Origin of the sequence: Actinoplanes flavus, assembly GCF_017592555.1 — a bacterium.
Classification (GTDB): domain Bacteria; phylum Actinomycetota; class Actinomycetes; order Mycobacteriales; family Micromonosporaceae; genus Actinoplanes; species Actinoplanes flavus.
Genome location: NZ_JAGFNS010000011.1, coordinates 46,085 through 63,899, shown reverse-complemented (window position 1 = coordinate 63,899; position 17,815 = coordinate 46,085). Strand labels below are relative to the sequence as shown.

Annotated in this window: 17 protein-coding genes and 1 pseudogene; 10 read left to right on the top strand and 8 right to left on the bottom strand. The window is 71.3% G+C overall.

What is annotated here, in order from left to right:
* Positions 1 to 29 precede the first annotated feature (29 nt).
* Both J5X75_RS18055 and J5X75_RS18050 read left to right on the top strand, forming a co-directional pair.
* Complete coding sequence (locus J5X75_RS18055) at positions 30 to 839, top strand: HAD family hydrolase (RefSeq protein ID WP_208468570.1); 810 nt, start codon at positions 30 to 32, stop codon at positions 837 to 839.
* Positions 839 to 1,633: an HAD family hydrolase gene (locus tag J5X75_RS18050; protein ID WP_208468569.1), complete on the top strand. Its 795-nt coding sequence runs from the start codon at positions 839 to 841 to the stop codon at positions 1,631 to 1,633. The genes J5X75_RS18055 and J5X75_RS18050 overlap by 1 nt, the downstream gene beginning before the upstream one ends.
* A 468-nt stretch (positions 1,634 to 2,101) precedes the next feature.
* On the opposite strand, the gene J5X75_RS18045 is transcribed toward J5X75_RS18050, so the two are convergent.
* Entirely contained in the window at positions 2,102 to 2,671 is a 570-nt protein-coding gene (locus J5X75_RS18045) for a bacterial proteasome activator family protein (RefSeq protein ID WP_208468568.1), read from the bottom strand.
* Positions 2,672 to 2,702: 31 nt separating this feature from the next.
* On the bottom strand, positions 2,703 to 3,533 hold the full coding sequence (ddaH, locus tag J5X75_RS18040; RefSeq protein WP_208468567.1) for a dimethylargininase: 831 nt from the start codon (positions 3,531 to 3,533) through the stop codon (positions 2,703 to 2,705).
* A 68-nt stretch (positions 3,534 to 3,601) separates the two neighbouring features.
* On the opposite strand from ddaH, the gene J5X75_RS18035 reads away from it, so the two are divergent.
* On the top strand, positions 3,602 to 4,054 hold the full coding sequence (locus J5X75_RS18035) for an Lrp/AsnC family transcriptional regulator (protein WP_208468745.1): 453 nt from the start codon (positions 3,602 to 3,604) through the stop codon (positions 4,052 to 4,054).
* Here J5X75_RS18035 and J5X75_RS18030 read toward each other — a convergent pair.
* From J5X75_RS18030 to J5X75_RS18020, 3 genes are read right to left on the bottom strand one after another with little or no spacing between them, the layout of a single operon-like run.
* The gene (locus J5X75_RS18030; protein ID WP_208468566.1) at positions 4,049 to 5,125 is read right to left on the bottom strand and encodes a T3SS (YopN, CesT) and YbjN peptide-binding chaperone 1; all 1,077 of its coding nucleotides are present in this window, start codon (positions 5,123 to 5,125) and stop codon (positions 4,049 to 4,051) included. The two genes, J5X75_RS18035 and J5X75_RS18030, sit on opposite strands and share 6 nt — an antisense overlap.
* 58 nt (positions 5,126 to 5,183) lie before the next feature.
* A complete protein-coding gene (locus tag J5X75_RS18025) occupies positions 5,184 to 5,423 on the bottom strand; it encodes a DUF6457 domain-containing protein (RefSeq protein ID WP_208468565.1) in 240 nt (79 codons plus the stop codon).
* The gene (locus J5X75_RS18020; protein WP_307798138.1) at positions 5,420 to 6,019 is read right to left on the bottom strand and encodes an NTP transferase domain-containing protein; all 600 of its coding nucleotides are present in this window, start codon (positions 6,017 to 6,019) and stop codon (positions 5,420 to 5,422) included. Before J5X75_RS18020 ends, J5X75_RS18025 begins: the two co-directional genes overlap by 4 nt.
* A gap of 82 nt (positions 6,020 to 6,101) precedes the next feature.
* Between J5X75_RS18020 and fdhD the strand changes: the two genes are divergently transcribed.
* Positions 6,102 to 6,929: a formate dehydrogenase accessory sulfurtransferase FdhD gene (gene fdhD / locus J5X75_RS18015; protein ID WP_208468563.1), complete on the top strand. Its 828-nt coding sequence runs from the start codon at positions 6,102 to 6,104 to the stop codon at positions 6,927 to 6,929.
* Between the two features lie 9 nt (positions 6,930 to 6,938).
* Here fdhD and J5X75_RS18010 read toward each other — a convergent pair whose 3' ends face one another.
* Both J5X75_RS18010 and J5X75_RS18005 read right to left on the bottom strand, forming a co-directional pair.
* Positions 6,939 to 7,898 carry a DUF4192 domain-containing protein gene (locus J5X75_RS18010; protein ID WP_208468562.1) on the bottom strand — a complete coding sequence of 320 codons (960 nt, stop codon included), beginning with the start codon at positions 7,896 to 7,898 and terminating at the stop codon, positions 6,939 to 6,941.
* Positions 7,899 to 7,988: 90 nt separating this feature from the next.
* The gene (locus J5X75_RS18005; protein WP_183226503.1) at positions 7,989 to 8,492 is read right to left on the bottom strand and encodes a GNAT family N-acetyltransferase; all 504 of its coding nucleotides are present in this window, start codon (positions 8,490 to 8,492) and stop codon (positions 7,989 to 7,991) included.
* 56 nt (positions 8,493 to 8,548) lie between these two features.
* Between J5X75_RS18005 and J5X75_RS18000 the strand changes: the two genes are divergently transcribed.
* The 6 genes and pseudogenes from J5X75_RS18000 (at position 8,549) to J5X75_RS17975 (ending at position 17,108) form a co-directional block, all read left to right on the top strand.
* Positions 8,549 to 9,418, top strand: coding sequence for a fructosamine kinase family protein (locus J5X75_RS18000; protein WP_208468561.1), 870 nt, complete (start codon positions 8,549 to 8,551; stop codon positions 9,416 to 9,418).
* A gap of 155 nt (positions 9,419 to 9,573) precedes the next feature.
* Positions 9,574 to 10,581: a GTP 3',8-cyclase MoaA gene (gene moaA, locus J5X75_RS17995; RefSeq protein ID WP_372450900.1), complete on the top strand. Its 1,008-nt coding sequence runs from the start codon at positions 9,574 to 9,576 to the stop codon at positions 10,579 to 10,581.
* A 4-nt stretch (positions 10,582 to 10,585) separates the two neighbouring features.
* Positions 10,586 to 10,828: a MoaD/ThiS family protein gene (locus J5X75_RS17990; RefSeq protein WP_208468559.1), complete on the top strand. Its 243-nt coding sequence runs from the start codon at positions 10,586 to 10,588 to the stop codon at positions 10,826 to 10,828.
* Between the two features lie 582 nt (positions 10,829 to 11,410).
* Entirely contained in the window at positions 11,411 to 12,001 is a 591-nt protein-coding gene (locus J5X75_RS17985) for a DUF6939 family protein (protein WP_372450899.1), read from the top strand.
* Between the two features lie 1,046 nt (positions 12,002 to 13,047).
* Positions 13,048 to 13,920: pseudogene (locus J5X75_RS17980) on the top strand (metallophosphoesterase); the annotation flags it as partial.
* A gap of 74 nt (positions 13,921 to 13,994) precedes the next feature.
* A complete protein-coding gene (locus J5X75_RS17975; protein WP_372450898.1) occupies positions 13,995 to 17,108 on the top strand; it encodes a UvrD-helicase domain-containing protein in 3,114 nt (1,037 codons plus the stop codon).
* Here the strand turns inward: J5X75_RS17975 and J5X75_RS17970 are convergent.
* On the bottom strand, positions 17,095 to 17,778 hold the full coding sequence (locus tag J5X75_RS17970; protein WP_238488410.1) for an A24 family peptidase: 684 nt from the start codon (positions 17,776 to 17,778) through the stop codon (positions 17,095 to 17,097). The genes J5X75_RS17975 and J5X75_RS17970 overlap by 14 nt on opposite strands.
* Positions 17,779 to 17,815 lie beyond the last annotated feature (37 nt).

Here is a 17,815-nt window from a genome sequence, read left to right as displayed (position 1 = left end):
CGGGGGTCAGCCGACCCTCGGAGGTTCCGATGAAGCCCGGGCTCCCCAAGCTGATCGCCACGGATCTGGACGGCACCCTGGTCCGCAGTGACAACACCGTCTCGGCCTACACGCACGAGATCCTCGACCGGGTCCGCGCCGCCGGCATCCGGATCGTCGCCGCCACCGGCCGCGGCCCCCGCCTCACCTCCCTCACCCGCAACGACATCCGGGTCGCCGACTTCCTCGTGCTCGCCCAGGGTGGCTGGGTGCTCGACCTGGAGGACTCCCGCTACCTGCGGCAGGCGCGCCTGCCCGGCCCGGCGCTCGGCCGGGTGCTCGACTCGCTGGAGTCGGTGGCCGGGCCGCTGTCGGTGATGTTCGAGGCGTTGGAGCACGACGACGCCCCGCTCTGGGGCGACTACGACCCGACCTGGCGTTTCCCGGTGACCGTGGAGTCCCGGTCACGTGCCGAGTGCCTCGACAGCGAAGTGATCAAGGCGTTCGCCCGGTCGTTCGAGCTGGGCGTCGACGAACTGCTCGCGATCGCCCACCGGGTCGTGCCGCCGGCCCTGGCCACGGTCACCCAGGCCGGCCTCGACTACGTGGAGATCTGTCCGCCCTCGGTGGACAAGGGCACCGGCCTGTCGGTGGTCGCCGAGTCGATCGGGGTCGACCCGTCCGATGTGCTGGTCTTCGGCGACATGCCCAACGACCTGCCGATGTTCGCCTGGGCCGGCTGGGGGCGGGTGGCGGTCGCCAATGCACACCCGTCACTGCTGGCGGTGGCCGACGATGTGACCCTCACCAATGACGAGGACGGCGTGGCGCACTATCTGGACCGGCTATTGTCCAGGTGATGGCAGACTTCCGGCTCGTCGCCACCGACATCGACGGCACCCTGATCACCAGCGACCGCAGCCTGTCCCCCGGCACCCGGGAGGTGCTGGAGCGGATCCCGGTCCCGGTGGTCCTGGTCACCGGCCGCCCGTTGCGCTGGCTCCGCCAGCTCTACGACCAGTTGTCGGCGCCGCTGCCCGCGATCTGCGCGAACGGCGCGGTCATCTACGACCCGGACACCGACGAGGTGCTGCGTGCCGATCCGCTGCCCGGCGAGCTGCTGATCGACGTCGTGAAACGCCTGCGCGACACGGTTCCGGACGTCTCCCTCGCCGTCGAGATCGAGGACGGCCGCGCCTTCCTGCACGAGGACACGTGGACCATCCGGTGGGAGCACGACGACCGGGTCCGGGTGATCGCCTCCCCGGAGGAGCTGACCGCGGCCCCCGCCGTGAAGCTGCTGGCCCGCTCCGCCACCGCCGACCCCGACGACTTCCTGGAACTCGTCAGCCGCACCCTGGGCGACCGGGCCGAGGCGACCCGGTCGTCGTCGTCGGCGCTCGTCGAGATCTCCGCGGCCGGCGTCACCAAGGCCGCCGGGCTGGCCTGGCTCTGTGAGCGGCACGGCATCACCGCCGACCAGGTCGTCGCCTTCGGCGACATGCCCAACGACATTCCGCTGCTGAGCTGGGCGGGCCGGGGCGTCGCGGTGGGCAATGCGCATCCCGCGCTGCGCGCGATCGCCGACGAGGTGACCGGCACCAACGACGAGGACGGCGTCGCGCGCTATTTGCGCACTCTTTTCAACCTCTGAAGGGTACGGGGGGTCGGCCGCCTCCGGTGCTCCACGCGATCATCTGCCGCCTCACGCCTGTGCCGCCCCCGACGGGCTGAGCTCCGTGGTCCAGCTGGCCGTGGGAGCTGTTTCGAGGGGACTTGAGACAGCCCTGAGAGCCAGCCGCGAAGATCCAGCCGGCCGTCAAGAAGGCTGTCTCCGGGAGCGCGAGACAGCGCTGGGAGCCAGCCGCGAAGATCCAGCCGGCCGTCAAGGCTGTCTCAGGGAGTGCGAGGCAGCGCTGGGCGCCAGCCGGGGAGATCCGCGCGGGCGCGAGCCGCGGCGGGGAGGGGCGGCGGGGAGGGTGAGTGGGCAGGGACCGGCGAGGGTGAGCCCCCACTCACGCCCGGAAGGCGCGGCATGGTCTGGAGTCGCACGGGGCCGCGCGGAACATTCGGAACAGTCCGAATTTTACGGAACGGGCGGCCCCGTACGATAAAGGGGTTTTTAGAGGTATTGGCCGGTGCGGCCGTGCACGTTCTCCTGGCCGGGAGCGGCGGCGCCCGGAATGAGGCCGCCCATCGGCAGGGCCGGGCGGCCCGGGACACCACCGCGCATCTGCTCGAGCTGCAGGCGGGCGGCCATCTGCTGGGCGACGAGAGCCGCCTGGATGCCGTGGAAGAGGCCTTCCAGCCAGCCGACCAGCTGGGCCTGGGCGATACGCAGCTCCGCCTCGCTGGGCGGGGTCTCGCCCTCGAACGGCAGGGACAGGCGCTCCAGCTCCTCGCGCAACTCGGGGGCGAGACCGTCCTCGAGCTCGGCGATCGACCTCTGGTGGATCTCCCGCAGCCGGCCTCGGCTCGCCTCGTCGAGCGGAGCCGCCCGCACCTCCTCGAGCAGCTGCTTGATCATGCTGCCGATTCGCATGACCTTGGCGGGCTGCTCGATGAGGTTGCCGGGTTCCTCGGGCGTGAGCGAGCCGTCGGGCTCGACCGTACCCATCGGGCGGCCGTCCGGGCCCACGACGATGACGGAGCCGTCTTCCTTGTGCTCAGTGGTACGGGTGTCGTCGGTCATGCGCCCATCTTCGCTCACCGGTTCGAGATCGTCAGGGGCGCAGTTCGGCTACCGCGCACTTGATGCTGCCGCCGCCGCGCTTGAGCTCGGAGAGATCCACGTGAACGGGGAGGTAACCGGCTTCGCGGACCTTGTGGCCCATCGCGACGGCCTCCGTGTTGAGAATCACGTGCCGCCCGTCGCTGACCAGGTTGAGGCCGAACGCCTCGGCGTCGGCACGGTCGGCGATGACGGCGTCCGGGAAGAGCTGGCGCAGCACCTGCTGGGACGCCTCAGAGAAGGCGCCGGGGTAGTAGGTGACGTGCCGGTCGTCGAGGGCGGCGAGCGCGGTGTCCAGGTGGTAGAACGCCGGGTCGACCAGCTTCAGCGAGATCACCGGGCGGCCCAGGACCTCCTGCGCCTCGGCGTGCGCGGCCGGGTCGGTGCGGAAGCCGTAGCCGGCCAGGACGATGCCGCCGTACGCCGCGGGCAGGTACGCGAAGTCGCCCTCGCCCTCGTTGACGTGCTCCGGGGAGATGAAGTTCCAGCCCTCGTTCGCCAGGTAGAACGCCTGGTGGGCGGCGGCCTCGGCGGACCGCTGGGGGTACAGGAAGCGGGCGCCGTAGACGGTCCCGTCGACGGAGAAGGCGCCGTTGGCGGAGAAGACCATGTCCGGCAGGCCGGGCTCCGGGTCGAGCACGTGCACGACGTGGCCCAGGTCGGCGAGGGTGGTACGGAGCTGGTCCCACTGCTTGACGGCGAGACGGCTGTCGACCGCGACGGTGGTGTCCATCCAGGGGTTGATGGCGTACTCGACCGTGAAATGCTCGGGGGGACACATGAGGTATGTCCTGTTTCGCGGCAAGCGCTCCGTGTAGCTCATGAGGTTAAAGGGTAGGTAGGCTAAGTTGCAGCAAACAGCCATGAATCTTGCTTCTCGGAGGCGAATCGTTGCAGATGGACGCCGTCGACCAGCGAATCATTGCGCTCCTCATCGCGGACGCCCGCTCTTCGTACGCTGAGATCGGCGCAAAGGTGTCGTTGTCGGCACCCGCGGTGAAGAGGCGCGTCGATCGACTGCGCGCCGACGGAGTCATCAAGGGATTCACCGCCGTCATCGAACCCGCCGCCGTGGGCTGGACCACCGAGGCGTTCGTCGAGCTGTTCTGCACCGGGCGCACCACACCGGCGCAGATCACCGTGGCCACCCGCAGGCATCCCGAGGTGGTCGGCGCCTACACCGTCTCCGGGCAGGCGGACGCGCTGGTGCACCTGCGCGCCGCCGACATCGGGCACCTCGAACAGGCGCTGGAGCGACTCCGGGCCGAGCCGTTCGTGACCTCGACCCGGAGCATGGTGGTGCTGTCGCGGCTGGTGGAGACGCCGACCGCGGTTCCGCTATAGGTACATGCCGGGGCGGTGCTCGTCGTCGGACTTGCCCGCCGCCGGCTTGTCACCCTCACCGAAGAACCGCTTGCCGCCGAACTCGCCGTGCAGCCGGTCGTCCAGCTCGTCGGCGAGACCGGTCATCACCTGCACCGCCAGCATGAGGTGGATCGCCTGGAAGTTGCGGCCGAACACCGGGATCGACGCCCAGACGGTGTCCTGCGCGCAGTAGAGGCGGCCGATCGGCATCCGGTTGGTGAGCTCGGACAGCTTCACGTAGAGCTGCTCGGTCGGCTCGACCTCGGTGAGGATCGGGGAGAAGACGTCGACCAGGGGCGGGTTGTCCCGGACCCGTACGAAGACCATCGCCGAGCCGGCCCGGATGCCGATGTCACCGTCGGCGTCGACCTGGAGCTGGTCGACGGTGGTCTTCGACATGGTGGCCACGACCGTGCGGACCCGCTCCTCCAGCGGCACCACGTCACCGGCCACCTCGGCCAGGACGGCGTCGAGAGCCTCGTCGTCGTCGTCCACGCTCAGCCCGGCCTCGATGCTGGGCTCGTGACGGGCGGTGCCGAGCGGTGTGGACTCGATCGGCTCGTCGTCCTCGTCGTGCACCAGGTAGACCAGGAAGGCCGGGTGCGGGGCGCCGTGCACGTCCCGCAGGGTGCGGGTGACGACGGTGGCGACCTGGGCGGCCCGGTCCTGCGACGAGCGCAGCCCGAACGACTCGCCCGAGCCCGGCAGCACGCCCGGCGGCGACCAGCCGAGCGCGACCAGGTCGGCGACGGCGGCGCGATCCATCCGGAACTCCTGCGGCAGCGCCGCGTTGCCGACCGCGAGCGCCTCGATGACGCCCTCCGGCAGCACCCGGATGCTGACCGAATAGACGGCCGTGCCGGTGCCCGAGGCGGTGGGGTCGAGCGTCAGGTCGATGTGCGCGCCCGGCTCCAGGGTCGGCAGCAGCCCGGCCAGCGCGGCGGCGAACTCCCGCCACGCCTGGGTGACCTTCGCCTTCAGGTCGGCCGTGGTCGGCTCGTCGAGCAAACCGCCTTCGTACGCCTCGCCCGCGGCGCCTTCTGCCGTCATGATCGCACCTCCGTTCCCGTCACCCTATCGAGCGATACGGGTCCAGGGTGGACCGCCTCTACTCTCCCGGGGAGGCGCGGCGCAACGCCAGCGCGCTGATCCGCTGAGCGGCGTCGGCCGGGTCGGCGCCCCCGGCCACGGCGAGCCCCAGCAGGTACGCCGAGACCGGCGCCCCCGGCCGCAGGACGTTGTGCGCGACATCCCGGGCCACGTCGAGCACCTCCCTGGTCGGCACCTCGACGTCACCGAGCCCGAGCTCAGCGGCCACCTCGGTCACCCACTGGTCGAGTTCGCTCATTGGGCCCATTCCTCCGCGGTGCGCAGATCGTCGTCGGTGTCGCAATCGAACCACGGGGGCGGGCCGGGCCGGCGCCAGGACACCTCGGCGACGCGGGAGTGATCGAGCAGCGCCCGGACCGGGGCGCCGTGCAGACCGCCCCGGGCCTCGGCCACCCGGTCGAGGGCGGCGCGCAGACCGGCCGTACGCCAGACCCCGCACAGCAGTTGCAGATGCCCGTCGGTGTCCCGGTAGACCGCGCCCTCCATCGGCGCCGACTCCAGGGTCAGCCGCAGCACGTCGACCGCCTCGCCGGTCAGAAGGGGCAGATCGGCGGCGAGCAGGGCGGTGTACGTGACCTGCTCCGGCACCAGGGCGAGCCCCGCCGCGGCCGCCGCGACCGGTCCGCCACCGGGCGGTTCCTCCCGGGTGACGTGCACCGGAACCGGAAAGTCCGGCGCTATCCGGCCCACCACGACACGGGGGTCGGCGTCGTGCACCGCCGCCAGCACCCGGGTGAGCATCGACTGGCCGGCGACCGCGAGGGCCGGTTTGTCGGCACCGCCCATCCGCCGTGCCGCACCACCGGCCAAGACCACCGCCGCGAATCCCCCCACGTGAGTACCGTATCCCGACCACGTGCCGGACGTGACCACGCGCTCGGTTCGACGCCTTCCGGGGACCCCGTAAGCTCCCGCTATGGCCAGGAGCACGACCCGTCGCACGGTGGTCACCATCGATGTCAGCGTGTCGCCGGCCGCCCGCCGCCGCCAGGACCACCTGACGGCCGAGGAGCCGCTGGAGATCCGGGTTCGCAAGAAGCCGCTCGCGGTGACCATGCGCACCCCCGGCCACGACATCGACCTGGCGATGGGCTTCCTGCTCAGCGAGGGCGTGATCAGCCGGGCCGGGGATGTGACGACCGCCCAGTTGTGCGCCGGCACAGACACGCCGAACACCTACAACGTGGTGGACGTCGTGCTCGATCCGAGCGTGCCGCCGCCGGTCACCGATCCGAGCCGCAACTTCTACACGACCAGTTCCTGCGGGGTCTGCGGCAAGGCCAGCATCGACGCGGTACGCGTACGGTCGCACTTCGACGTGGCCGCCGACCCGATGCGGATCCCGGCCCGGTTGCTCGCCGGCCTGCCGGAGAAGTTGCGCGCCGCCCAGCGCACCTTCGACCGCACCGGCGGCCTGCACGCCGCCGGGCTCTTCACCGCCGCGGGCGATCTGGTGGTGCTGCGTGAGGACGTGGGCAGGCACAACGCGGTGGACAAGGTGCTCGGGTGGGCGTTGCGGGAGGGCCGGCTGCCGTTGACCGGGCATCTGCTGCTGGTGTCCGGGCGGGCCAGTTTCGAGCTCACCCAGAAGGCGTGGACGGCCGGGCTGCCGATGCTGGCCGCGGTGTCGGCGCCGAGCACGCTCGCCGCGGAGCTGGCCGAGGAAGCCGGGATGACACTTGTCGGTTTCCTCCGCGAACCGCGGATGAACGTCTACACGGGTGCGCATCGCGTCACGTTCTGACCTGACCGGTCAGTCGCCACGACGGTTCACCAGGACCGGAGGGACTCCGCAGGTCAGGATCTCGAACAGCATCCGGGCCAGCTGGTGGCCGGGCTCCGCGCTGAGGGCCCGGTCCACCGCCACCCGGGCCAGCGCGCCCCGGCCCAGCCGCCAGGCGGCGAACCCGAGCAGGCAGGCCGGAGTCGCCACGAACGCCGTCTCGACCCGGCGCACCACGTCGGTCCAGAGCCGGACCCGCCACTCCTGAGGGCCGGTCCGGTCGAGCGCGTAGTCCTCCACACCGCGGTCCACCAGCAGCGACCCCAGCCAGGCGACCTCGTCGTCGGTCAGGGCGGCGCCGGACCGGTACCGCTTCTCGGCGTCCCGGACCGCCAGACGGCCGGCCCGCCGGATCCGCCGGACGTCGTCGAGCAGCTCGGGAAAACGGATCCGGGCCCGTTCGGTGGCCGCCGCCATGGCCTTGCGGGCCGGCCCGCGCACCGCCGCGACCTGGGCCACCAGGTGCTCCCGGCTGGGCAGGGCGACCTGGCCGAGGTAGGTGGCCGAGGCCGCGATCACGCTGTCCGGCGGCGGGCAGGGCGACCCCTGCGGCGGGCAGCAGCCCGGGTCCTCGCACAGGTACGACCACCAGCGGCCGTCGTCGACCCGGAGCACGTCGTCGATCCGGACGCCGGCGGCCCGCAGCGCCTCGGCGACGGACAGCACGACCGGGGTGACCCGCCGGGGCGGCCCGTAGCCGACGATCACCATCGCGTCGGGGCGCTGCCGGGACACCGCCGCGGCCACCTGCCGGGCGGTCTCCGCGCACCGATCCGGCGGCGGCAGGTCGAGGCACGCGCCGAAGTCGAGCTCACGGCCGCGCAGGCCGACCAGGGCGAGGTCGTCGCGCGGGTGGTAGCCGAGCAGGAACGGCAGTGCCGCGAGGAGATCGGAGGGGGTACGCAGGACGAGCGAGCAGTCGGGTGTCATGCCCGGCAGCGTGCTCGCATTCGGCGGCCGGTGGGATGCCCTGTGGACGACACGCCGGCCTGTCCACAGGCGCCGATCGTGAAAGCCCAGCTAGGAGCGGAACGGCAATTCGTGCAGTTGCAGACCCTCCTGCTGCCAGGGGTGGGTGTGCCGGTCCAGGTCCATGGTCAACTCGATCGACGAGACCACGTCGTAGCCGGCCGCGTGCAGACTGCGGATCGCCTCCACGTTGCGGGACTCGGGCGAGATGGTGAGGGCGGTCATGCTGCGGCGCTTGGCCTCGCCCGCGACGTGTTGCAGCAGGCGGCGGCCCACCCCCTTGTGCCGGTGGGTGATCGTCACGACGACCGGGTCGACCTCACCGGCCCGGCCCCGCATGATCAGCCCCACCATCCCGATCACCCCGTCGTCGGCGTGGTCGGCCACCCACAGTCCGGAGAGGTCGAGCCTGGTCAGGTACTCCTCGAAGCCGGCGCCGCCGTCGTCGCGGTGTTCGCCGTACATCTCGTTGTGCTGTCTGGTGAGCTCGGTCCACAGGCGCCTGCCAGTGGAGTGGTCACTCGGACGGTACGAGCGCACGACGACAGGGGTCATGACGTCATCTTGCCTCCGAATGGAGACTTACGTCACCAGAAGCGCAAGATAGCCGGGTGGACCTGGCGTATCTGCGCGCGCACCCTGAGCACCTCCCGACATTTCTGACCCACCAGAGGATCCGTGAGACACCGGTCGCTCAAGGTGTCTCCCGTCTCACCCTCGACGACGGAACGTCCCTGTTCGCGAAGTCCTGGCCGTCCGGTCCGGCGCCCGACGGCATGTTCGCGGCGGAGGCGGCCGGACTGGCCTGGCTGCGCTCCTCGGAGACGGTTCCGGTGCCGGAGGTCCTGGTCGCCCTGCCCGACCTGCTCGCCACCGAGTGGGTCCAGCCCGGCGAGCCCACCCGGCCGGCGGCGGAGACGTTCGGCCGCTCGCTCGCCCGCCTGCATCGCAGCGGCGCCGACGCCTTCGGCGCCGCCTGGCCCGGCTGGATCGGCCCACTGCCGCTGGACAACACCCTCGACACCGGCACATGGGCCTCCTGGTTCGCGAGCCGGCGCCTGCTTCCCTACCTCAAGACCTCGGCCGATCGCGGCGCCCTCTCCGAGACCGACGTCACCCTCATCGAGCAGATCATCAAAACCCTCGAGGGGTACGGGGTGAGCGAACCGCCCGCACGAATCCACGGTGACCTGTGGCCGGGCAACCTGCTGTGGGCCGCCGACGGCCGTGCCTGGCTCGTCGACCCGGCGGCGCACGGCGGCCACCGGGAGACCGACCTGGCGACACTGTCCCTGTTCGGTGGGGTGCCGTACCTGGACGTCATCGTGGCCGCCTACCGGGAGGAGTGGCCACTGGCCGACGGCTGGCAGGCCCGGGTGCCGCTGCATCAACTGCACCTGCTGCTGGTGCACACCGCGGCCTTCGGTGGCGGGTACCGATCCGCGGTGCGGGCCGCCGCCACGGCCGTACTGCGCTCCTGAGCGCTTCGCTGCGTTGATCCATCGGGCGAAAGACCCGGAACGGAGAGGCACCTTGCCCATAGGGCGATATGGCTAGCGGCAGGATGGGTGTCGAGCGGCTAAATTCGACAGGTGCGCATCTCCAGGAGATCAGCCGAGCCGGCCCGGTGGCGACCGTGACCGGGCTCGTCGACCGGTTCGGCCGCGTCGCGACCGATCTGCGCGTCTCGCTGACCGACCGGTGCAACCTGCGCTGCACGTATTGCATGCCGGCGGAGGGCCTCGCCTGGATGCCGCAGCAGCAGCAACTCTCCGACGACGAGGTGAAGCGGCTCGTCCGGATCGCGGTCGAGCGCCTCGGCGTCACCGAGGTGCGGTTCACCGGCGGCGAGCCGCTGATCCGGCGCGGCCTGGTGGACATCGTGGCGGAGACGGCGCGGCTCGACCCGCGCCCCCGACTCTCGGTCACCACGAACGGGATCGGCCTGGACCGGACCGCCGTCGCGCTGCGTGACGCCGGCCTCGATCGGGTGAACGTCTCGCTGGACACGCTCGACCCGGCCCGGTTCAACAAGCTCACCCTGCGCGACCGGCACGCCGACGTGCTGGCGGGCCTGCGGGCGGCGGCCGATGCCGGGCTCACTCCGGTGAAGATCAATACGGTGCTGATGCGCGGGGTCAACGAGGACGAGGCTCCGGCGCTGCTGCGGTTCGCCCTCGATCACGGCTATCAGTTGCGCTTCATCGAGCAGATGCCGCTCGACGCCCAGCATCAGTGGGACCGGCACGAGATGGTCACCGCCGAGGAGATCCTCGCTGCTCTCGAGCCCTTCGATCTCCAGCCTGACAATGTTTCACGTGGAACGGCGCCGGCCGAGACCTGGCTGGTCCCCGGCCACGTCGACGCCGCCGGTGAACCGGCCCGGGTCGGCGTGATCGCCAGCGTGACCCGCCCGTTCTGCGGCGACTGCGACCGGACCCGCCTCACCGCCGACGGCCAGGTCCGCAACTGCCTGTTCGCCACCGAGGAGAGCGACCTGCGCGGCCTTCTGCGGGGCGGGGCCTCCGACGAGGAGATCGGTACGGCCTGGCGAACCGCCATGTGGGGCAAACGCGCCGGGCACGGCATCGACGACCCGTCCTTCCTCCAGCCCGCCCGTCCCATGTCCGCGATCGGAGGCTGAACCGGTGCTCACGGTCCGCTACTTCGCCGGCGCCCGCGCGGCCGCCAACGGCACGTCCAGCGAGTCGGTCTCGGCCGCAGATCTGGATGAACTGATCCAGCTTCTGGTCGACCGGCATGGTGAGAGGCTGGCCCTGGTCCTGAAGGCGGCCAGCTTCCTGGTGGACGGCCTCAGCTGTCACGACCGCTCGGCCGCGCTGCCCGAGGGCGTCACCGTCGACATCCTCCCGCCATTCGCGGGCGGCTGACGCACCTTCTCGCGACCGTTCGCCAACTCCCGACGGGTCTCGCCCCACCTCCCGCGGTCCGCTGACGCACTTGCTCGCAGCCGCTGACGGGCCGCGGCCTCCACCTTCCGCAGTCCACTGACGCACTTGCTCGCAGCCGCTGACGGGCCTCGCCCCACCTCCCGCGGTCCGCTGACGCACTTGCTCGCAACTGCTGACGGGCCGCGGCCTCCACCTTCCGCAGTCCACTGACGCACCTTCTCGCCACCGCCGCAAGCGACTCCCCTGGCCGGCGCCTCCCACAAGCGGCCGACGCCACTCCTCGCCACCGCCCGCAGGCGACCGACGCACCTTCTCGCGGCCGTTCGCGGACGACCGACGTGCCTTGCCACCACCTTCCGCAAGCCTTGACGCGCACTTGCTCGCCACCGCCCGCAAGCGGCTGACGCGCCTTCTCACCGCCTCCCGCCGGGCGACCGACGCGCCTTTTGGGGCGATCTTGGACGTTTTGCCACCGTCTTCGGTGGTCGAACGTTCAAGGTCGCTGCGGGTCAGGTCGGTGACTGCGCTGGTCGGCGGGTTTTGTCGTACCCCTGGGGCAGCATGTTGGGTGTGGCTGACGGGGAGGCTGAGATGCGGGTTGAGGTCGCTAGTCGACGACGGCGGCTGGAGTCGGTGCGGGCTGCTTTCCCCGGGGCCACCGTTGTCGACGTGACATCGCGCGGGCCGGAGCCGTGGGTGCGGCTGAGCCCGTTCTACCCACACGGCGGGATTCCGGTGCCGCTCACATCGGGGGTGGTCGGGGCCTCGGTCGAGGGGATCTGGCAGGCGCTGAAGGTGTTCGACAGCGCGGATGTCGATCCGGGGAAGCTGGCCGTCACCTCGATGACCGGGATCAAATGGACCGTGCGCCGCTACGGGCCGGTTCGTGGCCATCGTGCCGGGCTGACCGGTCAGGAGTTGCTGGACTATCCGACCGCCCGGCAACGGATCTACCTGCCGACCTATCGGTGGGTGCTCGAGCACCGGGTCCCGGATCTCGTCGACCGGCTGCGTGGTCTGGCCGTGGGCGGCATCGTGCTGCTCGACTACACGACCAACGGCGACCCGTCCGACACCAGCAGCCCGCTGTCGCATGCCGCCCTGCTGGCCCGCTACCTGACCGGCCGGTGGCCAGGTTCGGAGCCGGCATGAGGGTGATGCGCTTCGCATCGGCCGCTGTCGCGGTGTTCGGGAGGTGGGACGGTTCGGCCCGGCCGGCGACCGCTGAGGCGCCGGTGAAAACCTCGATCGTTCGCGGCTCCAGGGGCTCGGGCTAGTCGGGGAAACTGGGTCGGGCAAGCTGGAGGGCACGGTCGCGGGTGCGGGCCGGCTGGGGAGGGTTCGAGTTGGTGCTGTTCATCGCGATGGTCCTGCTGATCGTCGGTTTGATCCACTTCTACCTGTGGAAGAGGCTGGTCCGTGATCCACTGCGGCCCGGCCCGGCCCGGCGGGTGGGGACGGTTCTGGCGGTGGCGCTCTTCGTGCTGTTCCCGGTGACGATGGGCGGGGTGCGGGCCGGCTACCTCAAGTGGTTGGCCTGGCCCGGCTATCTGTGGATCGCCGTGATGTTCTACCTGCTCATCACGTTGCTCGTGCTGGAGATCCCACGGTTGGTGGCGCTGCGGTTGTGGGCGCGTCCCTCCGCAGATGGCAGCGACCGTGCGTCCCACTTCGCTCGGACCACCGCCGCGGCCCCTTCAGGCAGTTCGACAGCCGGACCCCGTCCCACCGGCGAGCCAGCCCTCAGTAGCGCGACCAGAGGAAACGGGAGCACGCCGACAACCGGCGAACACCGCGGCGAGCCAGCCCTGAGCGGCGCAACGAACGGACACGCCAACACGCAAACGCCCGGCGAACACCACGGTGAACCCGCACTAAGCGGCGCAACAAGCGGTCACGCCAGCGCGCCGACGGCAAGCGAACATCGCGGCGAACCCGCGCTGAGTGGCCGGGCAAGCGGGCACGGCGGCGGTGAGCCGGCGCTGAACGGCGGCGGGGCGGCGGCCTTTGACACGGTCGACGCGGCCGGCGCCGTCCCCGAGAGCAGCACCGTCGCAGAGAGCGGCACCGTCGCAGCGAACGGTGCCGTCGCAGAGAGCGGTGCCGCCGCAGAGAGCGGTGCCGTCGCAGAGAGCGGTGGCACCGGTGACAACGGCGCTCTCGGTGAGAACGGTGCCACCGACGCGCGGACCGGTCTCGGTGGTGGCGGGAACGGGGAGGCGGCGGACGGGGGCGCGGGCCAGGGGCCTGGAATGGACCGGCGGTTGCTGCTGGCCCGGGGGACGGCGATCTTCGCCGGGCTCACCGCGGCGAGCATCACCGGTTACGGCGTGAAGACCGCGACCGGGGGACCGCGGATCGACCGTGTCCAGCTGCCGATCGCCAAGTTGCCACGGTCCATGGACGGGACACGGTTGGCCGTGGTCTCCGACATCCACATCGGGCCGCTCACCGGGGTGGAGCACGCACGGCGCATCACCCGGGTGATCAATTCGGTGAACGCGGACCTGGTGTGCGTGGTGGGCGACCTGGTCGACGGCAGTGTGGCCGAGTTGGGCCGGTTCGCGGCGCCGCTGGGTGGGATCGAGTCGCGGCACGGGGCGTTCTTCGTGACCGGGAACCACGAGTACTACTCGGGCGCCGAGGAGTGGGTCGAGGAGGTGGCCCGCCTCGGTATCCGGCCGCTGCGCAACGAACGGGTCGAGATCAACGGACTGGATCTGGCCGGTGTGAACGATCTCACCGGTGAGGAGCAGGGCGACGGCCCGGACTTCGCCCGCGCGCTGGGCGACCGGGACACCACCCGGCCGGTGGTGTTGATGGCCCACCAGCCGGTGGCCGCGAAGAAGGCGGCACCCTACGGGGTGGACCTCCAGGTCTCCGGGCACACGCACGGCGGCCAGATGGCCCCGTTCAACATGCTCGTGAGATTGCAGCAGCCGGTAGTCTCCGGCTTCGGGAAGGTGGACGGCGTGCCGGTGTATGTGACCAACGGCGCGGGCTTCTGGGGTCCTCCGGTGCGGGTCGGCGCGCCCCCGCAGGTCACGGTCATCGAATTGCGTGTGGCGTAACCCATCAAGATCGGTAAGTGTGTTTGAGCGTGGCGAAGCTTGGCGGAACCGAGGGCCGTGACAGGATGCGGAACGTGGCGGTCAGCACGGATACATATGTGGCGGACCTGCACATTCACTCCCGCTACTCGCGGGCCTGCAGCCGTGATCTGACCCTGCCCAACCTGGCCTGGTGGGCCCGGCGCAAGGGCATCGCCCTGCTCGGCACCGGCGACTTCACCCACCCGGCCTGGTTCGAGCATCTGCGGGAGAGCCTGGAGCCGGCCGAGCCGGGCCTGTTCCGGCTGGCCGATGAGAAGCCGGTGACGAAGCGGCTGCCGGGTTCGCTGCGCGGCACCGATCCGGCCCGGTTCATGCTGAGCGTCGAGATCTCCACGATCTACAAGCGGGACGACAAGACCCGCAAGGTCCACCATCTGCTCTACGCTCCCGACTTCGCATCGGTCGCGAAGATCAACACGGCGCTGGCCCGGATCGGTAACCTGACCGCGGACGGCCGCCCGATTCTGGGCCTGGACTCGCGGAACCTTCTGGAGATCACCCTGGAGGCCGGCGGCTATCTGGTCCCGGCACACATCTGGACGCCGTGGTTCTCCGCCCTGGGGTCGAAGTCCGGTTTCGACGCGATCGCGGACTGCTACGCCGACCTGGCCGACCACGTCACCGCGGTGGAGACCGGCCTCTCCTCGGACCCGGAGATGAACTGGCGGGTCTCCAGCCTGGACCGCTACCGCCTGGTCTCGAACTCGGACGCGCACTCACCGGCCGCCCTGGCCCGTGAGGCCACCCTGTTCTCCGGCACCCCCGACTACTTCGCGGTGAGGGACGGCGTCGGCCAGGCCGGGACGCTCGAGTTCTTCCCGGAGGAGGGCAAGTACCACGCCGACGGCCACCGGGCCTGCGGGGTGAACTGGGAACCGGAGCGGACCCGGCAGGCCGGCGGCCGCTGCCCGGAGTGCGGGCGCCAGCTGACCGTCGGCGTGCTGAGCCGGATCGAGGACCTGGCCGACCGTCCGCTGGGCTTCCGGAAGGACGACCACGTCGAGCACCTGATCCAGCTGCACGAGATCCTCGGCGAGATCCACGGTGTCGGCCCGAAGTCGAAGACGGTGGAGTCCCAGCTCAACCATCTGGTGGCCACGCTCGGGGCGGAGCTCGACATCCTGCGCAAGGTGCCGGTGGACGAGATCGGCAAGGCGGGCGGCGACGAGCTGCGCGAGGCGATCACCCGGCTTCGGAGCGGTGACGTGCGGCGGGTGCCGGGCTACGACGGCGAGTACGGCGTGATCACCCTCTTCGACTCCGGTGAGCTGCGCAACCGCAACAGCGCCCCGCAGGTGGAGACGCTGTTCGACGTCCCGGTGGAGACGCCGAAGGCGCGGCCCGAGCCGGCCCCGGCGAAACCGAAGGCCAAACCGGTCAAGGAGAAGCCGGCCCCGCCGCCGTTGGCCCCGCCGCCCAGCCCGCACGAGCCGTTCGAGCCGATGCTGGCCGGGATGGAGGAGGTCGGCACCGGCCTGCTGGACCGGCTGGACGCGATGCAGCGGGTGGCCGCGTCGGCTCCGGGTGGTCCGCTGCTGATCGTGGCCGGCCCGGGCACCGGCAAGACGCGCACCCTGACGCACCGCATCGCGTACCTCTGTGCCGAACTGGGCGTCTTCCCGGAGCGCTGCCTGGCCATCACGTTCACCCGGCGGGCCGCGGCCGAGTTGAGGGAGCGGCTCGAGGCGCTGCTCGGTGACGTGGCCGAGGACATCACGGTGGGCACGTTCCACTCGCTGGGCCTGACCGTGCTGAAGGAGAACGCGAAGGCGGCCGGGCTGGGCTCGGGCTGGCGCATCGCCGACGACCACGAGCAGGCGCGGGCCCGGGAGCAGGCCGGCGAGGACGACGCGGCGTACCGGAAGCTGCTGCGCCAGCAGGACCTGGTCGACCTGGACGATCTGATCAGCGTGCCGGTGGCGCTGCTGCGGGAGGACCAGGCGCTGGTCGAGAAGTACCGCAAGCGCTGGCAGTGGATCTTCGTGGACGAGTATCAGGACGTCGACGAGCTCCAGTACGAGCTGCTGCGCCTGCTCAGCCCGGCGAACGGCAACCTGTGCGCGATCGGCGACCCGGACCAGGCGATCTACTCGTTCCGGGGTGCCGACGTTCAGTACTTCCTGCGGTTCAACGCCGACTTCGTGGACGCCCGCCTGGTCCGGTTGACCCGCAACTACCGGTCGTCGGCGCCGATCCTGGCCGCCGCGGTGCAGGCCATCGCCCCGACGACGCTGGTCCGCGGCCGCCGGCTGGACCCGGCCCGGCTCGACCCGGAGGCCGCGCTGGTGGGCCGCTATGCCGCCCGCGGTGTCGCGGACGAGGCCGACTTCGTCGTCCGTACGATCGATGAGCTCGTCGGTGGTCTCTCGCACCGCTCGCTGGACTCGGGCCGGGTGGATTCCCGTGCCGCCGCGGCCGGGAATCTGTCGTTCTCCGACATCGCGGTGCTGTACCGCACCGACGCCCAGTCCGGCCCGATCATGGAGGCTCTGTCCCGGGCCGGCATCCCGGTGCAGAAGCGGTCGCACAACCGGCTGCGGGACCGGGCCGGGGTGGCCGAGATCGCCCGGGAGCTACGGCACGCCGGTGGGTCCGGTGGTTCGCTCGCGACCCGGGTGAAGCTGGCCGGCCAGATGCTGGCGCAGCGGTTCGCCGCCCCGACGCTGGACGGTGGACAGCCGGCTCCCGAGGACGTCTGGACGGCCACCGAGCTGCTGATGCCGCTGGCCCACCGGGTGGGTGAGGATCTGCCGCTGTTCCTGCAGCAGCTGGCGACGGGCGCCGAGGTGGACGCGCTGGACCCGCGGGCGGAGGCGGTGAACCTGCTGACCCTGCACGCGGCGAAGGGCCTGGAGTTCCCGGTGGTCTTCCTGGTCGGCTGTGAGGACGGTCTGCTGCCGCTGCGCTGGCCGGGTTCGACGCCGTCGGAGGAGGAGACGGCCGAGGAGCGCCGGCTGTTCTTCGTGGGCCTGACCCGCGCCCAGGACCGGCTGTATGTGAGTCATGCGGCGAAACGGTCACGGCACGGCAGTGAGCGGGAGCAGAGTCCCACCCCGTTCCTCGATGTGATCGATTCCGGACTTTTCGAGAAGCTGGGTGAGGCGACCCCGGCCCGTCCGAAGGATCGTCAGCTCAGACTGCTGTAAGCCCGGCGAGCGCTCCGGCGAGCAGGGCCGGCCCGAACGGGATCGGCCGTGCTCGCCCGCGCACCAGCAACCAGGTGGCGACCGCGCCGTTGAGCAGGTGGGCGGTGCCGAGACCGACGGCCACCGCCGGCCAGCCCGCGAACCCGAGCAGGAACGCCAGTGCCGCGCCCAGTTTCACGTCGCCGAGGCCGAGTCCGCGCCCGGGCAGCATCGCGATCGCCAGGTATCCGGCGCCGACCAGCGTGCCGGCGGCCAGGGCCGGACCGATCCGGCCGGGCGCCAGCAGGGCGAGCGGTGTCCCGGCGCCGAGGGCGAGTGTGCCGACCAGCCGGTCGGGCAGGCGCAGGCAGCCCAGGTCGATCGCCGCGAGCAGCACACCGGGGATCGCGGCGAGCAGGTGGACCGGCAGTTGGGGCACCGGTCCGAGCAGGACCGCCAGCAGGCCGCCGACCACCGACAGCGTCACGGCCGGGCCGATTCCGCTCGCACAGCAGGCCGGTCCGGCGTGGACCCAGCCGGCCGCCCCGGGTGGGAACGGCCGGTCACAGCGGGCGCACGCCGGCCGTGCCGGTTCTCCGAAGGGGACGGTCAGCCGGTACGCGACGCGCGGCAGGAACGCCCCCGCCGCCGCCCCGAACAGCATCGACAAGATCACCAACTGTGATGACACGAACGTGAAAGGTAGCCGATTGTCCGCCGCACGCTAC

Bases quoted from the DNA above. Each gene is read 5' to 3' on its own strand.
- fdhD (WP_208468563.1), top strand. From the start codon at position 6,102: ATGGCCAGGAGCACGACCCGTCGCACGGTGGTCACCATCGATGTCAGC.
- J5X75_RS18010 (WP_208468562.1), bottom strand. From the start codon at position 7,898: ATGACACCCGACTGCTCGCTCGTCCTGCGTACCCCCTCCGATCTCCTC.
- J5X75_RS17985 (WP_372450899.1), top strand. From the start codon at position 11,411: ATGTTGGGTGTGGCTGACGGGGAGGCTGAGATGCGGGTTGAGGTCGCT.
- J5X75_RS18025 (WP_208468565.1), bottom strand. From the start codon at position 5,423: ATGAGCGAACTCGACCAGTGGGTGACCGAGGTGGCCGCTGAGCTCGGG.
- J5X75_RS18030 (WP_208468566.1), bottom strand. From the start codon at position 5,125: ATGACGGCAGAAGGCGCCGCGGGCGAGGCGTACGAAGGCGGTTTGCTC.
- J5X75_RS18050 (WP_208468569.1), top strand. From the start codon at position 839: ATGGCAGACTTCCGGCTCGTCGCCACCGACATCGACGGCACCCTGATC.
- J5X75_RS18045 (WP_208468568.1), bottom strand. From the start codon at position 2,671: ATGACCGACGACACCCGTACCACTGAGCACAAGGAAGACGGCTCCGTC.
- J5X75_RS18055 (WP_208468570.1), top strand. From the start codon at position 30: ATGAAGCCCGGGCTCCCCAAGCTGATCGCCACGGATCTGGACGGCACC.
- J5X75_RS18005 (WP_183226503.1), bottom strand. From the start codon at position 8,492: ATGACCCCTGTCGTCGTGCGCTCGTACCGTCCGAGTGACCACTCCACT.
- ddaH (WP_208468567.1), bottom strand. From the start codon at position 3,533: ATGAGCTACACGGAGCGCTTGCCGCGAAACAGGACATACCTCATGTGT.